Genomic DNA, 17,729 nt, shown 5'->3' with positions numbered 1-17,729 from the left:
GGGCTGGCCTGGGGGGGGCGCGGGCGGGGCGCGGGCCCCACGGCTGGTCGTCAGACCGCCGCCGGGCCGAGCAGGCCCAGCATCGTGTCGATCTCGCGGAGGTAGACATCCGCCCGGCCTTCGATCAAGTCATCCAGGCTGACGGCCCGCCCGAGCCGCCCGGCCTCGAAGGCTGCGTACACCAGTGCCACGTCGGCGCGGCCCTCCTCGGCGGTGACCTCCGGCTGAGCGCCGGTGCGGATGCACTCGGCCAGCTCGTGGTACTCCTGCGCCAGGATGCGCGGATCGACATCGTTCAGTTCGAGATCGTAGGTCCAGACCCGCTCGCCGCCGAATGACTCGGCATCGATGGGCGAGAGCTTGTAGCTCGGCGCGTACTCCAGGATGCGCTCGTCGTCGACGACCGTGCCGTCGTCCAGGTGCAGCTTGACCGGGCGGCCGTTGCGGTCGCCGGGGCACTCAAGCGACGCCTTCGAGCCGTAGACAGTCCGCCCGCGCAGCGGCTTGCCGTGGCCGGCCGCGTCGTAGGTCCACTGCCCAATGGCCCCGCTCTCGAACGAGATGTGGGCGTAGAGGGCATCCTCGCCGGTCGGCTCGATGGTGTCCGGGAAATCCTTCGACCAGCGGGCGTAGAAGCCGCCCGGGCCAGCCGAGCCGGTATTGCGGCGGGTCTTTTCGTGGAGGCGGCTCTCGCCGTACACCGAGCGGACCTCGCCCATGTAGTAGCGGAGGATGTCGGCGTTGTGGACGCCCGCGTCAAGCGTGATCGAGCCGGTGTGCTTCATGTGCCGCCAGGGCGTGATGGCGATGCGGTCGCGCCCGTTCACGCCGGCCTCGATCATCAGGCGCGGCGTGCCGATAGCGCCGTCGTCGATCAGCGCCCGGATCAGCCGGTTGATCGGATCACGACGGTAGTTCTCGGCCACCGAGACGATCTTGCCGACCCGCTTCGCCGTCTCGACCACGAGGTTGCTGCCCCGGATCGTGACGGCGACGGGCTTCTCCAGCAGGATGTGCAGGCCGGCCTCCAGGCAGGCGACCGCCACCTTGTGGTGCGAGCCGGCGTCGGTGGTGATCGCCGCCGCCTCCAGGCCCGGGGTCTCGCGGACCATCACGGCGATGTCCGCGAAGACGGTCGGCCGCGTCCCGAGCAACTCCTGGGCCTCGTCCGCCAGGAAGTTGGCGTTCTCTTGATTCAGATCGCAGACGGCAGCCAGCTCGACGTTCGCGAACGACGATTGTGCCAGCCTCGCAAGGCCACGCAGGTGCCGGCGGCCCATCCCGCCGCAGCCGACCAGACCGATCTTCACGCGCTCAGACATGGGACTCCCCGTGGGTGCTGGGATTCAGGTTTCGAGTTTCAGGGGACGTGTTCCACCTCAACGGGTCGGCTGTGCGCCGCGCCGGTTCGCCATCACGCGCGGCGACAGGTCGAACATCGTCTCGTGGCCGGCCAGGCGACGCTCGATCTCGTCCACCATAAAGCTGAAGAAGCGCGGGCGGCAGGCAGCCGTCACGCCGGCGATGTGCGGGCTGAGGAAGACGTTGGTCAACTGGCGGATCGGGCTGGCGGCCGGGATCGGCTCGGGGTCGAACACATCCAGCGAGACGCGGATGTCCCCCACGTTCGCCCGCTCGTAGAGGGCGTCCGGATCGACGATCGCCCCGCGCGAGACGTTGACGAAGACCGACTCTGGCTGGAGCCACGCCAGCTCCTTCGCGCCGATCATCCGATGAGTGGCGGGCGTCAGCGGGGCCGTACACACCACCACCTGCCCGTCTGACATCACCCGCTCCAGGCTGGTCAGCTGGACGCCCATCGCCAGCGCCAGCTCCTTTGGCACATACGGATCGTGCACCAGGATCGTGCAGCGGAACGGCGCGAGCAGCTCGATGAACCGCCGCCCGATGTGCCCCAGCCCGATCAACCCGACCGTCTGCCCGGTCAGCTCGCCGTGGCGATAGCCGTAGTCGTCCTTGGAGCGTCGGAACTCGTCGCCGGCGATCAGCCGGCGGAACTGCGCGCCGGCGTTCCGCAGCCCGACGATCGAGAGGGCCAGCGCCCACTCGGCCACCGGCAGCGACGACCCGTGCGTGGTGTCGGTGACGCGGATGCCGCGCGCCGCCGCCGCCTCCACGTCGATCCGGTTGGCGAAGCGGTCGCCCTCAAGCTCGCCGATCAGCTTCAGTTTCGGGGCGGCGTCCAGGACCGCGTCGTCGATGTACGGCGAGCCGTGGCAGACCAGCAGGATGTCGGCGTCGCCGATCTTCGCCTTCAGGCGCTCGGCGTCGGCCGGATCGTCCGAGGGGCCGCCCCAGACGCCGGGCCGGGTGCAGACGCCCTCGGACGGGAGCCACTCCCAATCCGCGATCTGCTCCAGGCGGGCGACGCCCTCGCCCTGGACGATCTCGTTGCGGGTGGCCGTGTTGGCACAGATCAGGACGCGCGGGCGGGCCGGCAGGCTCGTGCTCATGAAGTGCCTCGCAGGGCTGGGATGACCCGCTCGGCGAAGAGGCGCGGGCCGCGTAGGGATGGGAAGTCGATGAACCAGAGCATGAAGTGGGAGACGCCAAGCTGGCGGTACAGGTTGATCTGCTGGATCACGTCGTCGGGCGTGCCGACAAGCCAGTCGTCGACGGCGTCGGCCATGCGCGGCGGGTTCGGGCCGCGCAGTTGCTCGACCAGCGCCGTGCGTGGCGCGCCCCGGCGCGAGGGCGGCAGATCGGCGATCCGCAGGGCCGTCTCGCGGGCCTCCTGGTCCGTCTCGGCGATCAGGCACTGGATCTCCAGCGACAGCTCGAGTGTCGCGGGATCGCGCCCGACCCGGGCACAGGCTTCGGTGACGCCGGCCAACTTCTCCGCGAGGCGAGCCGGGCTGGCGGGGGTGCTGTTCCAGCCGTCAGCATGCCGGCAGATCGTGTCGTTCCAGAGTTGCGAGCGGGACTCGCCCAGCCAGACGGGCGGGCGGGGTTGCTGCGCGGGCCTGGGGCGGCAGAGCGCCTCCTGGGTGCTGTAGTAGCGGCCGTCGAAGCTGACCGGCTCCTCGGCCCGCCAGAGGGTGTCGATGAGGGTCAGCCCCTCGTCCATCCGTGCGATGCGCTCCTCTTCCTCGGGCCACTCCAGGCCGTAGGCGCGCACTTCCGGCTCCTGCCAGCCGCAGTCGTAGAAGAAGATCAGGCGGCCGCCAGAGACAGCGTCGAGCGTGGCGGCCATCTTGGCGGCGATCGCCGGCTCGCGGAACGGCTGGGCGAGATGGATGGTCCCGAGCTTGACCGTGCTGGTCTTGCCGGCGATGACCGAGAGGGTCGTCCAGCCTTCCATGATGCCGCCGTCGTACCCATGCATCAGGTGATCGGCGGTCCAGACCGAGTCGAAGCCCAGCCGCTCGGCCTCCACCGCCGCGTCGATAGCGGCGACGGGATCGAGCGAGGTGGCCGCTGGCACCCGGAAGAATGCCGGGCCAGGATTGGCGAACATCGGGACGCAATACCCGAACTGAAGCGGCTGCACCGTGTCGTCCTCCCTGGGACTGGTCCCACCGTCGCAGGGTCGCCGAGGGGCGGGCGCGCTGGTGCGTCCGCGTGGCGTGCCCGAGTCGTGGACGGTCGAGCGCATGAGAGGCTACCATGCGGAACGGCACCGGTCTAATAGCGGGTCGTTATCTGGTACATAAGGCCGCGCATGTGGCCCCGTCGTTTCTGCCGGTGAGTACCTGCCCGTGACGATCTCCCCTCCGAGAGTCGCCCTCGACCTGCCGATCAACCAGCTTCGGACGTTCCTGGCGGTCGCCCGACGCCGCAGCTTCACGCGCGCTGCTGAGGAATTGCACCTGACGCAGCCGGCGGTGAGCGCGCATATCCGCAAACTGGAGCGCGCCCTCGGCGGGCCGCTCTTCGAGCAGATCGGGCGGCGGGTGAGCCTGACGCCGGTCGGCCAGGTGATGAGCCACTACGCCGAGCAGGTGCTGGCGCTCGAAGATGAGCTGCGAGTCGCCATCGCCGACCTGCAGGACGTGGTGCAGGGCGTCCTGGCCATCGGCACCTCGACGACTATCGGCATCAGTATGCTGCCGGCGCTGCTGCGCCGCTTCCGCGACGAGCACCCGCTGGTGCAGCTCCAGGTGCAGATCGGGAACTTCCCGGAGGCCGTCAGCGGCCTGCTGGAGGGCCACCTCGATGTGGCCCTGATGCCGAACGCGCAGGGGCCAGGCCAGCTCGACGAGCGGCTGGAGTCCGTCCCAGTCTTCAGCGACGACCTGGTGCTGGTGGTGGCGCCCGGCCACCGCTGGGCGCAGGCCGGCTACGTCGAGCCACGGGATCTGATAGACGAGCCGTTCGTGCTGACGGCAACGGGCCGGCTGCGCCAGCAGGTCGAGCAGGTGCTCGTCCCGTTCGCCGTGACGCCGGCCGTGGTCGCCGAGTGCAACAGCCTGATCGCGATGGCGCGGATGGTGGAGGCCGGCATCGGGGTGTCGGTGCTCTCGCGGCTGGCCGTGGCCGACGAACTGGCCCATGGGCGGCTCTGCGAGGTCCGTCTGCGGGGCGTCGAGTCCGAGCAGCCGATCTTCATGCTGATCCACCGCGACAAGCACCGGACACCGGCGCTGCGGGCGTTCCAGGCGATGCTGCCGCCGCTGTCAGCCTCCAACGGCCGCGTTTCAGCCCGCCGGGAATAGGCACCGGATCCTCTCGGGCTTCGGTACCATGGACCGTATGGTCATGACCGTTCAGCGCTCAGGTGTGTGGCGACTCTCGGTCGTTCTTTCGACGATCCTCGTGATCGGCCTGTCGTCCGTTGCTCAGGGGTGGTCTCAAACAGGATCGCCGTCCGGGGTCTGGACGTCTGGGCCTGCCATGCTGACGGCCCGCACCGAGGTCGCGGCGGCCGAGGCTGGCGGCCTGCTGCACGTCGTCGGCGGCTATCCCGGCGGCAATGCCGCCCCAAACACCCACGAGGTGTTCGATCCGGCCGTCGGGCAGTGGGCGTTCCGTGCGCCGCTGCCGGTCGGGTTGCACCACGCTTGCGCCGCCAGCATCGACGGTCAGCTCTATGTCGTCGGTGGGTATCTTGCGTCCGGCGAGGCGGTGGACACACTGTACGGGTACAACGCCACCGCCGATGCCTGGGTCGCGCTCGCGCCGATGCCCTCGCGGCGCGGCGCGCTGGTCTGCCCGGTGGTGGCAGGCAACGTGTACGCCATCGGTGGCGACGGTCCCGGCGGCGACACGGGCGTGGTCGAAGCCTACGACCCGACGACGAACACCTGGGACACCGGCCACCCGGCCATGCCGACACCCCGCAACCATATCGCGGGCGGCGCACTTGACGGCAGGCTGCACGTCATCGGCGGGCGGGCGGCGTGGGCAGGCTCCCTCATGCAGACCCACGAGGTCTACGATCCCGTGACGCGCACCTGGGCCAGCGCCTCCCCGCTGCCGACCGGTCGCAGCGGCATGATGGCTGCCGTCTACCGGGGGCGTCTCCACGTCATTGGCGGCGAGGGCGGCCCGGCCACCTTCTCCGAACATGAAGCGTTCGATCCGTCGACGGGCGGCTGGCTGACCCTCGCGCCGCTGCCGACACCGCGCCACGGACTTGGCGTGGTCGCCCTCGGCGACACGATCTACGTGGCGTCCGGCGGCCCGCGGCCGGGCGCCACGTTTAGCAATGTGCTGGAGCGGTTCACGCTGGCGGAAGACCAGGCCAAGACCATCATGGGAGGCCATCTACGGGATTGCAGGTAGGTATGCCCGTGGATGCGTCCCTGGATACGATGGAGACCATCCCTCTCCCCCTCTCCGGCCCGGAGAGGGGGTCGGGGGGTGAGGTGATCCTGAAGGGCCGAGCGGGGCCTTACCGATCGACCAGCGCCGCGTGCGCCAGGTTGGCGATCTGGTCGAGCCGCCGCGAGTGCCATGGCTCGTCGCAACGGCCGTTGCTCAGGTACGTGAACGACAGCCCCGCGTCCGGATCGGCCCACGAGTACGAGGTCGCCGCGCCGCCGTGACCGAACGTGCGCGGGTGCGCGATGGAGCCGAGACCGCGAATGTTCGGCGTCGTGCTACGGACGTGCGGCCCCAGCCCCCGATGCATCGGGAAGCCGAACTGCTCGTCCACGCGGTCGCCGGTGTGGTTCTGGGTCACCCACTGGATCAGGCGTGGGCTGAAGAGGCGTGTCCCGTTGAGCGTCCCGCCGGCCGCCAGCATCTGGTAGAACGCCTGCATCCCCGCTGCCGTGGCGTAGCCGCCGCCGCCCGGGACGCCCGCCTCTCGGAAGGCCGACTCGTTGACGCGCTCTCCCAGCGGCGCGTCGGACCCGCTGCCCAGCCCCTGGAACTTGCCGTCGATGCGGTCGTGCATGTCGGCGCAGCGCGACTGCATCGCAGCCGGGACGCCGACCTGGATGTCGTCGATGCCGAGCGGATCGAGCACCTCGCTGCGGATGAACTCGCGGAAGTCGCGGCCGGTGATGGCCTCGATCAGAACCGCGCAGGTCCAGTGCGCCGACGCCCCGTGGTAGGAGACCCGCGAGCCAGGCCACCACTCCAGCTCGAAATCGGCCACGACCTTCCGCAGCAGCGCGTGGTCAGACCAGACCTCCGGGCCGGGGCGGGCATTCGGGTAACCGGCCTGGTGGGTCAGCACCTGGTGCAACGTGATCTCGCCCTTGCTGTTCGCCGCGAACTCGGGCACGTGGTCCGCGATCCGGTCGCCGAAGGTCAGCGCGCCCTGCTCCACCAGCACCCAGACCGCCGCCGCCGTCACGACCTTCGTCTGGGAGTACAGCAGCCACATGGTGTCGTCGGCGGCCAGCGTGGAGTGTGCCACGCTGGCCTCGCCAAACGAACGCTGGGCCAGCAGTTTGCCGTGTCGAGCCATCGCGACCTGTGCGCCTGGGTAGCGCCCCTCGGCGATGTGGCCCTCGATAACGCGGTAGAGCCGTTCGAGGCGGGCCGGGTCCACGCCCTCGGAAGCAGGATCGGCAGTTGGAAGCGTAAGGCGAGTCTGCGGAGCGATGGCCATGCTCGGAACCTCCCTGGCAACGTTGCCTGCGAGGACATGGTAGCCGTTCCTGACGCCACCTCACCGGCAGCGATGGATGTGGGGTGAACTCGATGGGTGACGTGACTCGCGAGGGTAATGGGAGGCGGCTGTCACGCTACCACGTCATCCCGAGCGCAGTGAGCTTGCGAACGAAGTCGAGGGATCTTCCCCCCGTCTCGTCGGTCATGGACGCCTGAGGAAGATCCCACTCCGCTCCGCTCGTGCCTCGCGTAGCTTGCCCTGAGCTTGCCGAATGGGGTCGGGATGACGTGGGGCTCTTGGCCGCGCTCCAGGCTGGTCGTCCCTGATCTCTCCGAGGTGTCCGCCCCAGCGAGAGCCGACGGCTCGTTACTCAGTCCATTCGGTCTCGCAGCACGCAGAACTCGTTGCCCTCGGGGTCGGCCAGCACCACCCACGACTTCTCGGCGCCCTGGCCCACGTCCACCCGCCGCGCCCCCAGCCCGAGCAGCCGTTCGACCTCTGCATCCTGGTCGCAGCCGACCGGGTTGACGTCGATGTGCAGACGATTCTTGCCCTGCTTCTCGTCGGGCACCGGCACGAAGGTGATCGTCGGGCCGATGAGGCTTTCCTGGCGGGCCGGATCGGCGATCTCGACGGCCGGCGCCGGGTAGCGGCCCGTCGGCTGCCACCCCAGCACGGCCATCCAGAACAGCGCGAGCCGATCGGGATTGGACGCATCCACGATCAGCTCGGTAAACCTGCTCCCCACGTTCGATTGCCCCTTGTTGTTCTCAGGCCGAGAGCGTTCTCAGGCCGAGAGCAGCAGCAACAGCCGCTCCACCTGATAGCCGGAGCGCTCCTCGGCGTTCCACAGCGTTCGCGCCAGCCCGTCCACCGCATCCAGCACTGGCCCATCCGCCGTCGCCTCGTCGCCGCCTTCCGCCACCGCTTCAACCGTCAGCGTGACGATGGCGGTTGCAAGCAGCCCGGCCACCAGGGCGTCGAAACGCTCCTGCGTGAACCACAGCACGTCGCGGTAGCGGTTGACGCCGAGGAAGTCGCGCACGTCGGCGTCGGCCAGCAGCCGCTCCATGACGGCACGCGGTGAGCGGCTGCCAGCATCGACCAGGGCGCGCTCATGCGCCAGCAGCACGCGCACCAGCCCCACCCCGATCATGGCCGCGCCGTCGTCGAGGCCCAGCCCCTGGAACGCCCGCTCGACCGGCCCGGCCAGCATCCACTCGTCGAAGAGGGCGCGGCTGTGCTCGGCCGGCTGCTCGGCGTCCAGCAGCTCGCCCAGCGAGCGCGTCAGCGCCCAGATCAGCAGCGCAGCCTGGGCCTCCGGACGATTCCGGAACAGCTCAGCCGCCGCCTGGCCGGCCGACGGCTCGTCTGGCTCGTCAGCCTCCAGCGCGTCGAGCACCGCCTCCAGGTCAGCCGCCGCGCCGCGCTCGGCTATGCCGTTGCTCTGGCCGGTCGCGCCAATGGCCTCGGCCTCAGCCTCGTCCTCGGCGGCCAGGAGGTCGTCGTCGTCCACGTCGGCCGGCTCGGCCTCCGGATGGGCCGCCTGGGCCAGCAGCCCGAGCACCCCGCCCAGGTACGCCGACGCCGAGCGCACGACCGCCTCGAGGTCGCCCTCGGCGGCGTCGAGATGCCGAGACTCGGTCAGGAAGTCGCGCAGGCGCATCTCGACCTCGTTGAAGAGGTCCGCATCCAGATCCACGCCCGGCCCCGGGCCGCTCGTCTCGGCCACCAGCAGCCGCCGCAGCAACTGCGGGTTGACCAGCGCCGAGAACGGCCGCTGGATCGGCTGGAGCCGGATCTCCCGCATCGCCTCGTCGATGCTCGGGACGCCGCGCCCCTCCAGGTACGCTGCAAGCTGGCCATACTGCCCGTAGTGGGTGTCCTGCACCTGCCTGAACCCGACCAGCACCGCCCGCCGGTACGCGCCAAGCTCGATGTACAGGCCCTCATCGCGAAGCTGTCGGTTGCCGCGGATGTACTCCAGCCCCGTCACCTGATCCCGCGCGATGGAGTACCAGTCGTCGCCGGCCTCGAGCCCCAGACCCTCGGCCAGCGTCCGCTGCACCAGGCTCTTCTCGTCGCCCTGGCCCGTCCTCTGCGCGAAGGCCGCCGAGCTCTTGACCCAGCCGCGCGTGTCGCCCCAGCGGTTGTTGTAGACCACCAGCGCGCGCTCGTCGCCCAGCCGATTCGAGAAGGCGAAGACATCCTCGTCCACGTTCCCATCGGTGCGGTAGAAGTCGTAGAGCAGGAAGTGCTCGACGCCGGCGAACAGGGGCCGCTGGCGCATCAGCGGGAAGATCTCCCGCTCGTGGCGCTCGATCAAGGCGCGGTCTGGCGTCTCGTCCCAGAGCGGACGGCGGAACTCCATGCCGTACTTCTCGGCAAACCCCTCGATCTGCCCGTGCCCGAGCATCGGCAGGCCCGGCATCGTGACCATCAGCGTGCAGACGCCGAAGTACTTGTCGCCGTTGCCGAACTGGTCGATGGCCGTGCGCTCGTCTGGGTTGTTCATGAAGTTGACGAAGCGCCGCAGCACCTCCGGGTCGAACTCCAGCGTGTTCTTCATCACCCGGCGGTACTTGGCATTGTCCTCGTCGCGCAGCATCACCATGAACGCGCTGTTGTAGACGCGGTGCATCCCCAGCGTCCGCACGAAGTACCCTTCGAGCAGCCAGAACGCCTCGGCCAGCAGCAGCGTGTCCGGGGCCTCGGCGGCCACCCGGTCCACGACTTCGCGCCAGAACTCGGCCGGCATCGCCGCGTTGAAATCGTCGCGGGTCATGCCGACTTCCGCCCGCGTCGGGATCGCGCCGCCCGTGCCCGGCTCGGGGAACCAGAGCCGCTGGAAGTGGCGCTTGGCGAGCGTCATCGCGGCGTCGAAGCGGATGACCGGGAACTGCCGCGCCACGTGCAGGATCGTCTGGATAACGGCCTCGCGGACCTCGGGATTGAGGTAGTTCAACTGGGCGGTGTCGTTCCACGGCATGCTGGTGCCGTCGTTGCCGTGGTAGATGTACCGCTCCTGGCCGCTGTGCCGGTCGATCCGCTTGAACGTGACGGCGGCATCGGTGCGGTCGTAGTAGTGATCCTCGATGTGGATGGCGATGCGGTCGTCATTCGAGAGGTCCGGCCCGCCGTAGGTGTACCAGGGGTACGGATTGTCCTCCCGCCAGACAAACCAGTCCGGGTGCTCGATGACCCACTTCGAGACGATGCCGACGTGGTTCGGCACCATGTCGCTGGCCATCCGGATGCCGTGGCTCCAGGACCGTGCCTTCAGATCGGCGTAGGCCGCCTCACCGCCGAGATCGTGGGCGATAACGTAGTCATAGAGCGAGTAGGCGGAAGGCACGGCGTCCGGGTTGCCGCACATCACCTTGATCCGCTGTGAGGCCGGGCTGCGCTCCCAGACCCCGATCAGCCAGAGGCCGGTGACGCCCCAGCGCTGGAGCTGGGCCAGCTCCTCGTCGGGGATCTGGTCGAGCCGGTCGATCAGCCGCCCGTACTTCTTCGAGAGCTGATCCAGCCAGACGTAGGTGTTCTTCGCCATCAGCACCAGGCTGGGCATCCACGACAGCTCGGAGCTGAACGCCTCGGGCTCCGGCTGGCCATCTGCGCCGAAGCCGCCCGACAGCGAGGTCGCGTCGTAGACGGGCACCTGCATCGGGCCGGGGCCGAGGAAGATCAGCTTCCGCTCTTCCTTGATGACGTCCAGGCTGGAGAGCAGCCGGTAGACGTACCGGCCCAGGACGCTGCCCCACCGTTCGAGGATGTACGAGAGCTGCCCTTCGAGCGAGTGCGGCACGGCGATGGCCGGCGCGCGCAGCTCGGCGATCAGGTTTTGCTGCTCGGGGCCGAAGGCCGGCTGCCCGTCGAAGAACGCCTGCAGCTCGCGGACGACGCGCGCGTAGGCGGTCGTCTGGCGCAGCTCGCCGTCGTCGAACAGCTCCGTGAACGGCGAGAACGCGGGATTGACGTTCGCCAGCCAGAGCAGCAGCAGCTCCTCCAGCACGATCTGCCGGTTGGGCGTCTCGCCGGTCTGCCCGGCGAGGTACTCGTCCAGCGGCGTCTCGCGCCGGTACACCGCCACGCTCGGGAAGCTGTCTGCGAACTGGCGCAGGGTCTTGTCGAGCGCCTCCCGCCCGATGCGCTCCTCCAGGTGGGCGAGGGCGCGCGCCATCACGTCCGCACCGTTCTCCTGGCGGTAGGTGGCCACGAGATAGTGGAGGATCTCGTCCACCAGCCCCATCGCGTTGATCTGGCCCGGCTTGACGGCCCGCTCGGGAAAGTTGACGAGATCGCGCTGCTCGTTCATCTTCTGGGCGAAGACGCGGGCGGCACGGAAGTTCGCGAACACGACATTGCCCGTCAGGCTGAACAGGGCATCGTCCAGAGCGTAGCGATCTCGCGCTCGCCGCGAGACGTGGAATTCAAAGGTTGCCATCGTCGCGTTCAAGCGCGTGTCCTCCCTGGAGTGCGCAGCCCCACCGATCCCTCGCCGCTCGCACTGGCCGGACGATACTTCATCCTGGCCAGCCCTGAACGGTAGCCGGGCACGGTTGCCGGCCTGCTGCACTCCACATCCGTGATGATAGTTCGCGAGTGGGCCAGTTCGGGTAAAGACGTGCGGACATCCGGGCCATGATGGACCCTGCTCGTGCTCATAGGCGCTCGAGAACCTCGTTGCCGATAGTGCGGGTGCGTGAAGGAGCGATATGTCTGCTGAAGTGGTGATCCGACCGGTCCGACGTGAGGACGCCGAAGCCGTCTACGCCCTCCGTCTCCAACCGAGCGTCATCGACGGTACGCTCGCGCTGCCGTCGCTGCGCTCAGCCGAGGTTGCCGCTCGACTGGACAGCCTCGGCCCCGACGACCACACGCTGGTGGCGGTGGTCGTTGGGCAGGTGGTCGGGATGGCCGGCCTCCACATCGGGCGGGGGAAGCTTCGGCACGGGGCCAGCCTCGGCATGATGGTGCACGATCGGTTCCAGGGGCAGGGCATCGGGCGGATGCTGCTGACCGGTCTGCTGGACCTTGCGGACAACTTCCTGGGCTTGGAGCGCATCGAGCTGGAGGTCTTCGCCGACAACGCGCACGCCATCCGCCTGTACGAGCGCCTGGGCTTCGAGCACGAAGGTCGCAAGCGCAAGGCCGTCTGGCGTCACGGCGAGCACCAGGACGTGCTGATCATGGGCCGCATCCGAGACTCCGCCCGCCTCGCCTGACGTTTCGATGAACCTGCGCGAAGGCCGCACAGATTTTTGGCACGAATGGGACGCAAATACCGTTTCACCTTTGGCGTGACTGCGCGAAGCCGCGTGTCCGGACCGATGCCGCTGTCCGACACCCACCTACGCTATCTGTTTTCCGCGCGCTCGCCAGAGAGTTGGACAGCATGTTTGGCATCAGCGAGGTCACCCAATCCGCCTGTCGGCCGGTCACGCGGCTCGTAGCCGCCACGCTCATCAGCTTGAGCCTCGGTGTGCTGACGCTTGCGACACCGGCCAGTGCGGCCACCTTCACGGTCACCACGGCCGCCGACAACGGCGACGACATGGCGCCAATCGCACACTCATTGCGCGCGGCGATCGTCAATGCAAACAACACGCCAGGCGCAGACACCATTCAGTTCGCCATTGGCACAGTTGGCAGCGCGCGCAGCATCGAGCCGTCAGCGCCACTGCCCGCCCTGACCGAACAGGTGCTGATCGACGGGTGGACGCAAGGAACCGGAGGCTACTCCGGGCCGCCCCTGATCGAGATCACCGGCACGAGCGCCGGGTCGGGGAACGGGCTGGTCTTCGCCGGCTCGAACATCGAGGTACGCGGCCTGATCGTCGACAACTTTCAAGGCGCCGGTATCGTCATCAATCAGCCGAACAGCAAGGTCATCGGCAGCTACATCGGCACCAACGCCACCGGCACGGGCGCCGCGCCAAACGGCAGCCACGGCATCGCCGTTGAATCGATTGGGGCCGTCATCGGCGGCACGAGCGCCTCGGACCGAAACGTCATCTCTGGCAATGGCGAAAAGGGCATCGATGTCTGCTCCTGCGCCTCCGTATCGATTCAGGGCAACTACATCGGCACGGATGCCACGGGTATGGTAGCCGTCGGCAATGCCCAGCAGGGCATTTTCGTCAACAACGTCTCGAACATCACGATTGGCGGCACCACCGCGAGTGCGCGCAACGTGATCTCTGGCAACGGCTCTGCGGGCATCACGCTCTCCGGCTCCTCCGTGACGAACGCCGCCATCACCGGGAACTACATCGGAACCGACAAGAACGGGATCACCGCCATCCCGAACAGCGGCGGCGTGGAGATCACCGGCACCGGGTCAAACGTGACCGTCGGCGGCACGACAGCCGGAGCGGGCAACCTCATCTCCGGAAACTCCGGACACGGCGTCAGCATCGCCTACAACTCGGGGACCGGCACGACGGTCACTGGCAACTACATCGGCACGAATGTGACCGGCCTGGCCGCAATCGCCAACACGGCGGCTGGCGTCGCGTTGACCGATTCGGTGAACGTCACCGTCGGCGGAACGTCGGCCAGCGCTCGCAACATCCTCAGCGGCAACGGCCTGGCGGGCGTCATGGTGGCGGGCGTATCGACCAGCAACGCTGTCATCGCCGGGAACTACGTCGGCACCGATCCGGGAGGCATCGCAAGCGTTCCGAACCAGATGGGCGTCCTGGTGCTCGACACCAGCAGCGTCACCATTGGCGGCACGGCGGCCGGCTCCGGCAACCTGATCTCGGGCAACACGTTCGAGGGCATCATCGTCAACACGGTCCCGACTTCTGGCACGCTGATCCAGGGCAACTACATCGGGACCGACGCCACTGGCACGGGGGCGCTCGGGAACTACGCCGGGATCGCCCTGCTGGATACGGTGGGCGTCACGGTCGGGGGCGCCTCGGCCAGTGCGCGGAACGTCATCTCGGGCAACGGTATCGCCGGCGGCGTCATCACCTATGGGTCGAGCGCCGCGAACACGACCATCGCGGGCAACTACATCGGCACGTCAGCTGACGGCACGTTCATGATCCCCAACCTATACGGCGTCGCGATCCAGGAGGGAACGGGCCACCTGGTGGGCGGTACGGCGACCGGCGCGGGCAACCTGATCGTCGGCAACGATACCACCGGGGTACAGGTTACGACCGGCGCCCAGGCAGCCATTCTCGGCAACCTGATCTACGCCAACGCGGGGCTGGGCATCGACCTGGGCGATGACGGCGTCACGGCGAACGACGTGAATGACGGCGACAGCGGTCCGAACGGACTCCAGAACTTCCCGGTCGTCGGCTCGGCCACCACCCAGAACGGCACGTCGCGGGTGACCGTGACGCTCAACTCTACCGCGTCGCAGACGTACACCGTCGAGCTGTACAGCAGCCCCAGCTGCGACATCAGCGGCAACGGCGAGGGGCAGGTCTTTCTGGGCCGCTTCTCGCTCGTGACGGACGGCGCCCAGAACGGCGCGCTGGTGACCACCGTGCCGACGCTGACCGTCGGGCACGTCGTCACAGCCACCGCCACCAGCCCTGGCAACCAGACCTCGGAGTTCTCGCTCTGCCGGTCAGTCGTCACGCCGGCGGTCACCGCCACGCCATCAGGTGGCACGACGGCAACCACCGAAGGCGGCGCGACGGATACGTACACCGTCGTGCTGACCAGCCAGCCGACCGCGAACGTCACGGTCACGATGGCCGGGAGCGTCACGGGCCTGGTGAGCTTCGCGCCGTCCACGACGCTGACGTTCACGCCAGCGAACTGGAACACGCCGCAGACCGTCACCATCACCAGCGTCGAGGACCAGATCTACAACCAGTCCAGCTACAGCATCGGGTTTACCGTGGCGAGCAGCGACGCTGTCTACAACGCCATGCCCGTCTCGTCGCTGGCGGCCACCCACACCGACAACGAGTCGGTCCCGAGCATCAGCATCGCTGACGCCTCGTTCGCCGAGCCGAGCAGCGGCTCGACGGTGCAGAACTTCACCGTCACGATGTCGCCGGCCAGCGGCTCCGTGGTCACCGCGCAGTACGCCGCCTCCAACGGCACGGCGACTGGCGGCGGCGCGTGCGGGACTGGCGTGGACTTCGTCACCTCCAGCGGGACGCTCACCCTCCAGGCCGGCGAGACCAGCAAGACGCTTCCGGTCACCGTCTGCGCCGACGCCGTCGCCGAGAGCGCAGAGACCATGACGATGACCCTCTCCAGCCCCGTCGGCGCGACCATCGGGCGGGCAGCCGCGACTGGCGCCATTGCGAACACCACGAACGGCAGCATCACCATCGCGGATGCGAGCGTGGCGGAAGGGAACAGCGGCGTCACGGTCGCCACGTTCAACCTCACCCTCTCCGGCCCGAGCGCCCAGGCTACCAGCGTGGACTACACCACGGCGAACGGCACAGCACTGGCCGGCCAGGACTACCAGGCCGCCACCGGCACGGTCACGTTCCAGGCCGGCGAAACGACGAAATCCATCGCGATCAACGTGCTGACCGACACCGTCGTGGAGTCCGACGAGACGTTCACCGTCACGCTGTCAAACCCGACCAACGGTGCGACGCTCGCCCGCGCCCAGGCGACCGGCACCATCCAGAACGACGATGCCGTGCAACCGTGCTCGCCGCGACCGGCCATCCGCGTGCAAACGAGCGTCTACGGTGGCGCGCTCCGCGCAACAATCACGTCGACGCCGTTGAACACGAACGCTGCCAACCCGATTGCGTCCATCCGCCTCGGAACGCTCCAGAACGCGCGCGTGACGCTGAACGGTCAGGTGCTCGGCAGCGGCCAGACGGTGACGTTGCCAGCCAACACCGTCGCATTTGAGCTGGTGGTCACCCGAGTCGCGGCCGGCCAGACCACGACCGTCCCGCTCACGGTCGTTGACGGCTGCGGCGAGTGGCAGACCATGGTGGGTGGTGGGGCAGGGGCCGGCTTCTAGCCAGCCCAGATCCTCCACCCGGCCTCCCCGCCGGCTGGACGTAGTACACTTGTGCCGCGCGGGTGTGACGCCCACCCGCGGCAGACTGGACAGCCACAAGGGTGAGGGGCGACCTGTGAAGTTCACCAAGATGCACGGTATCGGCAACGACTACGTCTACGTGAACGGCTTTGCCGAGCAGGTTGAGAACCCCTCCAAGGTGGCCGAGCTTGTGGCGGACCGTCACTTCGGCATCGGCGGCGACGGCCTGATCCTGATCCTGCCGTCCCAGACGGCCGATGTTCGCATGCAGATGTTCAACGCGGACGGCAGCGAAGGCGAGATGTGCGGCAACGGCATCCGCTGCGTCGCCAAGTACGCCTACGAGCACGGGCTGGCCCAGGCGAACCCGCTGCGCGTCGAGACGCTGCGCGGCGTCTTGCCGATCCAGCTGACACTCGACGGCGACCGCGTCCAGCAGGCGACCGTCGACATGGAGGAGCCGATCCTCAACCTGCCGGATGTGCCCGTCGATGCCTCCAAGATCGAGCCGACGGGCCGCCCGCACACCTATCGGATCGCGCTGCCGAAGGCCGGCACGGCGTATGACGCGCTGTTCGTCTCGATGGGCAATCCGCACGCCGTGATGTTCGTGGACGACGTGGCCGCCATCGACCTGGACCGCGAAGGCCCCGAGGCCGAGCACCATCCGGCCTTCCCGCGCCGCATCAACGCCCACTGGGTCCAGGTGCACAGCCCCACCGAGTTGACGATGCGGACCTGGGAGCGGGGCAGCGGCATCACCCTGGCCTGCGGGACCGGCGCGAGCGCCGTGGGTGTGGCCGGCGTGCTGGCCGGCCTGACCGAGCGCACGGTGCTGATCCACCTGCCCGGCGGCGATCTCACCATCGAGTGGCGGGAGGCCGACAACCACGTCTACATGACGGGATCGGCCACCGAGGTCTTCACCGGCGAGTGGTCGCCGGCCTGACGCACTGCCACTACCGGCCGCGCCGGCCCTCCGGACGGTACAGCCAGTAGATCCCGACTCGTCCCACCTGAACGTAGGTGTCCTTGATCGCCAGCCGCACGCCCTCGGGCAGCAGCGGCTGGCGCTTCCAGAGGCGGGCCGCCCGGATGTCGCTGCGCGTCACGATCAGGTCGAACTCGGACCGCTTGATGCGCCGCTCCAGCTCCAGCGGATCGAAGAAGCCGCTGGTCGCGAGCATGCTCAGGTGGAACGTGTCCGAGACGAGCAGCGGCTTGCCGGCCAGCAGCACGGCCAGCGGCTCCTCGGAGAGGATCGCGTCGGCGGCGGCCATCTCGTCGAGCGGCAGCCGGGCGACGTTGACGCCGCCATCCGCCCGCCAGAACGCCGCGATGTCCATCCCCCAGACGACCAGCGCGCCGGCCAGCACGACGGAGATCGCGACCCGCGCCAGCTCCAGGCGGACGTTGCCACCGGCCGCCCAGAGCCAGCCGAGCGCCAGCGCCGCCGGCACGCAGGCGGCGGCGGCCGGCTCGATCAGGTAGTTCACATCGCCGCCGGTATTGCGGAGCGAGAAGAGCGTCAGCCCCGTTGATACGAGCAGGTACAGCAGCGGCAACAGGGCGCGGCGGTCGGTGCGGAGCAGCGGAATCGCGAACAGCGACAGCAGCAGCGTCGGCCAGGCGTCGGCGAACAGCGGCTGCACGTCGCGCAGCGCGAAGTCGAAGCCGTTCTTGGGCGTGTTCAGGTGAGCGTAGACGGTG

At 68.7% G+C, this 17,729-nt stretch carries 12 protein-coding genes; 5 read left to right on the top strand and 7 right to left on the bottom strand.

The window, feature by feature from the left end; all coding sequences use genetic code 11:
- Positions 1 to 50: 50 nt before the first annotated feature.
- From IT306_07995 to IT306_07985, 3 genes are read right to left on the bottom strand one after another with little or no spacing between them, the layout of a single operon-like run.
- Positions 51 to 1,322 carry a Gfo/Idh/MocA family oxidoreductase gene (locus IT306_07995; protein MCC7368348.1) on the bottom strand — a complete coding sequence of 424 codons (1,272 nt, stop codon included), beginning with the start codon at positions 1,320 to 1,322 and terminating at the stop codon, positions 51 to 53.
- 57 nt (positions 1,323 to 1,379) lie between these two features.
- Positions 1,380 to 2,474 (bottom strand): hydroxyacid dehydrogenase, encoded by a 1,095-nt coding sequence (locus tag IT306_07990; GenBank protein ID MCC7368347.1) that lies wholly within the window; start codon positions 2,472 to 2,474, stop codon positions 1,380 to 1,382.
- On the bottom strand, positions 2,471 to 3,511 hold the full coding sequence (locus tag IT306_07985; protein MCC7368346.1) for an LLM class flavin-dependent oxidoreductase: 1,041 nt from the start codon (positions 3,509 to 3,511) through the stop codon (positions 2,471 to 2,473). Before IT306_07985 ends, IT306_07990 begins: the two co-directional genes overlap by 4 nt.
- Positions 3,512 to 3,719: 208 nt before the next feature.
- Here IT306_07985 and IT306_07980 point away from each other — a divergent pair, with 208 nt between their 5' ends.
- Entirely contained in the window at positions 3,720 to 4,676 is a 957-nt protein-coding gene (locus IT306_07980; GenBank protein ID MCC7368345.1) for a LysR family transcriptional regulator, read from the top strand.
- Between the two features lie 178 nt (positions 4,677 to 4,854).
- The gene (locus IT306_07975) at positions 4,855 to 5,745 is read left to right on the top strand and encodes a galactose oxidase (protein MCC7368344.1); all 891 of its coding nucleotides are present in this window, start codon (positions 4,855 to 4,857) and stop codon (positions 5,743 to 5,745) included.
- A gap of 109 nt (positions 5,746 to 5,854) precedes the next feature.
- On the opposite strand, the gene IT306_07970 is transcribed toward IT306_07975, so the two are convergent.
- The 3 genes from IT306_07970 to IT306_07960 form a co-directional block, all read right to left on the bottom strand.
- Positions 5,855 to 7,024, bottom strand: a complete 1,170-nt coding sequence (locus tag IT306_07970; GenBank protein ID MCC7368343.1) for a beta-lactamase family protein — start codon at positions 7,022 to 7,024, stop codon at positions 5,855 to 5,857.
- Positions 7,025 to 7,397: 373 nt separating this feature from the next.
- The gene (locus IT306_07965; protein ID MCC7368342.1) at positions 7,398 to 7,775 is read right to left on the bottom strand and encodes a VOC family protein; all 378 of its coding nucleotides are present in this window, start codon (positions 7,773 to 7,775) and stop codon (positions 7,398 to 7,400) included.
- Positions 7,776 to 7,814: 39 nt separating this feature from the next.
- Positions 7,815 to 11,474 carry an alpha-amylase gene (locus IT306_07960; protein MCC7368341.1) on the bottom strand — a complete coding sequence of 1,220 codons (3,660 nt, stop codon included), beginning with the start codon at positions 11,472 to 11,474 and terminating at the stop codon, positions 7,815 to 7,817.
- Positions 11,475 to 11,745: 271 nt separating this feature from the next.
- Here IT306_07960 and IT306_07955 point away from each other — a divergent pair, with 271 nt between their 5' ends.
- From IT306_07955 to IT306_07945, 3 genes are all read left to right on the top strand, one after another.
- The gene (locus tag IT306_07955) at positions 11,746 to 12,255 is read left to right on the top strand and encodes a GNAT family N-acetyltransferase (GenBank protein MCC7368340.1); all 510 of its coding nucleotides are present in this window, start codon (positions 11,746 to 11,748) and stop codon (positions 12,253 to 12,255) included.
- Positions 12,256 to 12,425: 170 nt separating this feature from the next.
- Positions 12,426 to 15,998 (top strand): hypothetical protein, encoded by a 3,573-nt coding sequence (locus tag IT306_07950; protein MCC7368339.1) that lies wholly within the window; start codon positions 12,426 to 12,428, stop codon positions 15,996 to 15,998.
- A 115-nt stretch (positions 15,999 to 16,113) separates the two neighbouring features.
- On the top strand, positions 16,114 to 16,968 hold the full coding sequence (locus tag IT306_07945) for a diaminopimelate epimerase (protein ID MCC7368338.1): 855 nt from the start codon (positions 16,114 to 16,116) through the stop codon (positions 16,966 to 16,968).
- Between the two features lie 10 nt (positions 16,969 to 16,978).
- On the opposite strand, the gene IT306_07940 is transcribed toward IT306_07945, so the two are convergent.
- Positions 16,979 to 17,729, bottom strand: a 751-nt coding sequence (locus IT306_07940; GenBank protein MCC7368337.1) for a hypothetical protein, incomplete at its 5' end; no start/stop codon positions are given.

Source organism: Chloroflexota bacterium (assembly GCA_020850535.1).
In the GTDB taxonomy this organism is placed as follows: domain Bacteria; phylum Chloroflexota; class UBA6077; order UBA6077; family JACCZL01; genus JADZEM01.
The sequence above is the reverse complement of the archived record's forward strand: the minus strand, read 5'-3'. Positions and strand labels throughout refer to the sequence as shown.

Coding starts and splice junctions, on each gene's coding strand:
- IT306_07995 (MCC7368348.1), bottom strand. CDS start 1,322: ATGTCTGAGCGCGTGAAGATCGGTCTGGTCGGCTGCGGCGGGATGGGC.
- IT306_07990 (MCC7368347.1), bottom strand. CDS start 2,474: ATGAGCACGAGCCTGCCGGCCCGCCCGCGCGTCCTGATCTGTGCCAAC.
- IT306_07975 (MCC7368344.1), top strand. CDS start 4,855: ATGCTGACGGCCCGCACCGAGGTCGCGGCGGCCGAGGCTGGCGGCCTG.
- IT306_07970 (MCC7368343.1), bottom strand. CDS start 7,024: ATGGCCATCGCTCCGCAGACTCGCCTTACGCTTCCAACTGCCGATCCT.
- IT306_07960 (MCC7368341.1), bottom strand. CDS start 11,474: ATGGCAACCTTTGAATTCCACGTCTCGCGGCGAGCGCGAGATCGCTAC.
- IT306_07955 (MCC7368340.1), top strand. CDS start 11,746: ATGTCTGCTGAAGTGGTGATCCGACCGGTCCGACGTGAGGACGCCGAA.
- IT306_07950 (MCC7368339.1), top strand. CDS start 12,426: ATGTTTGGCATCAGCGAGGTCACCCAATCCGCCTGTCGGCCGGTCACG.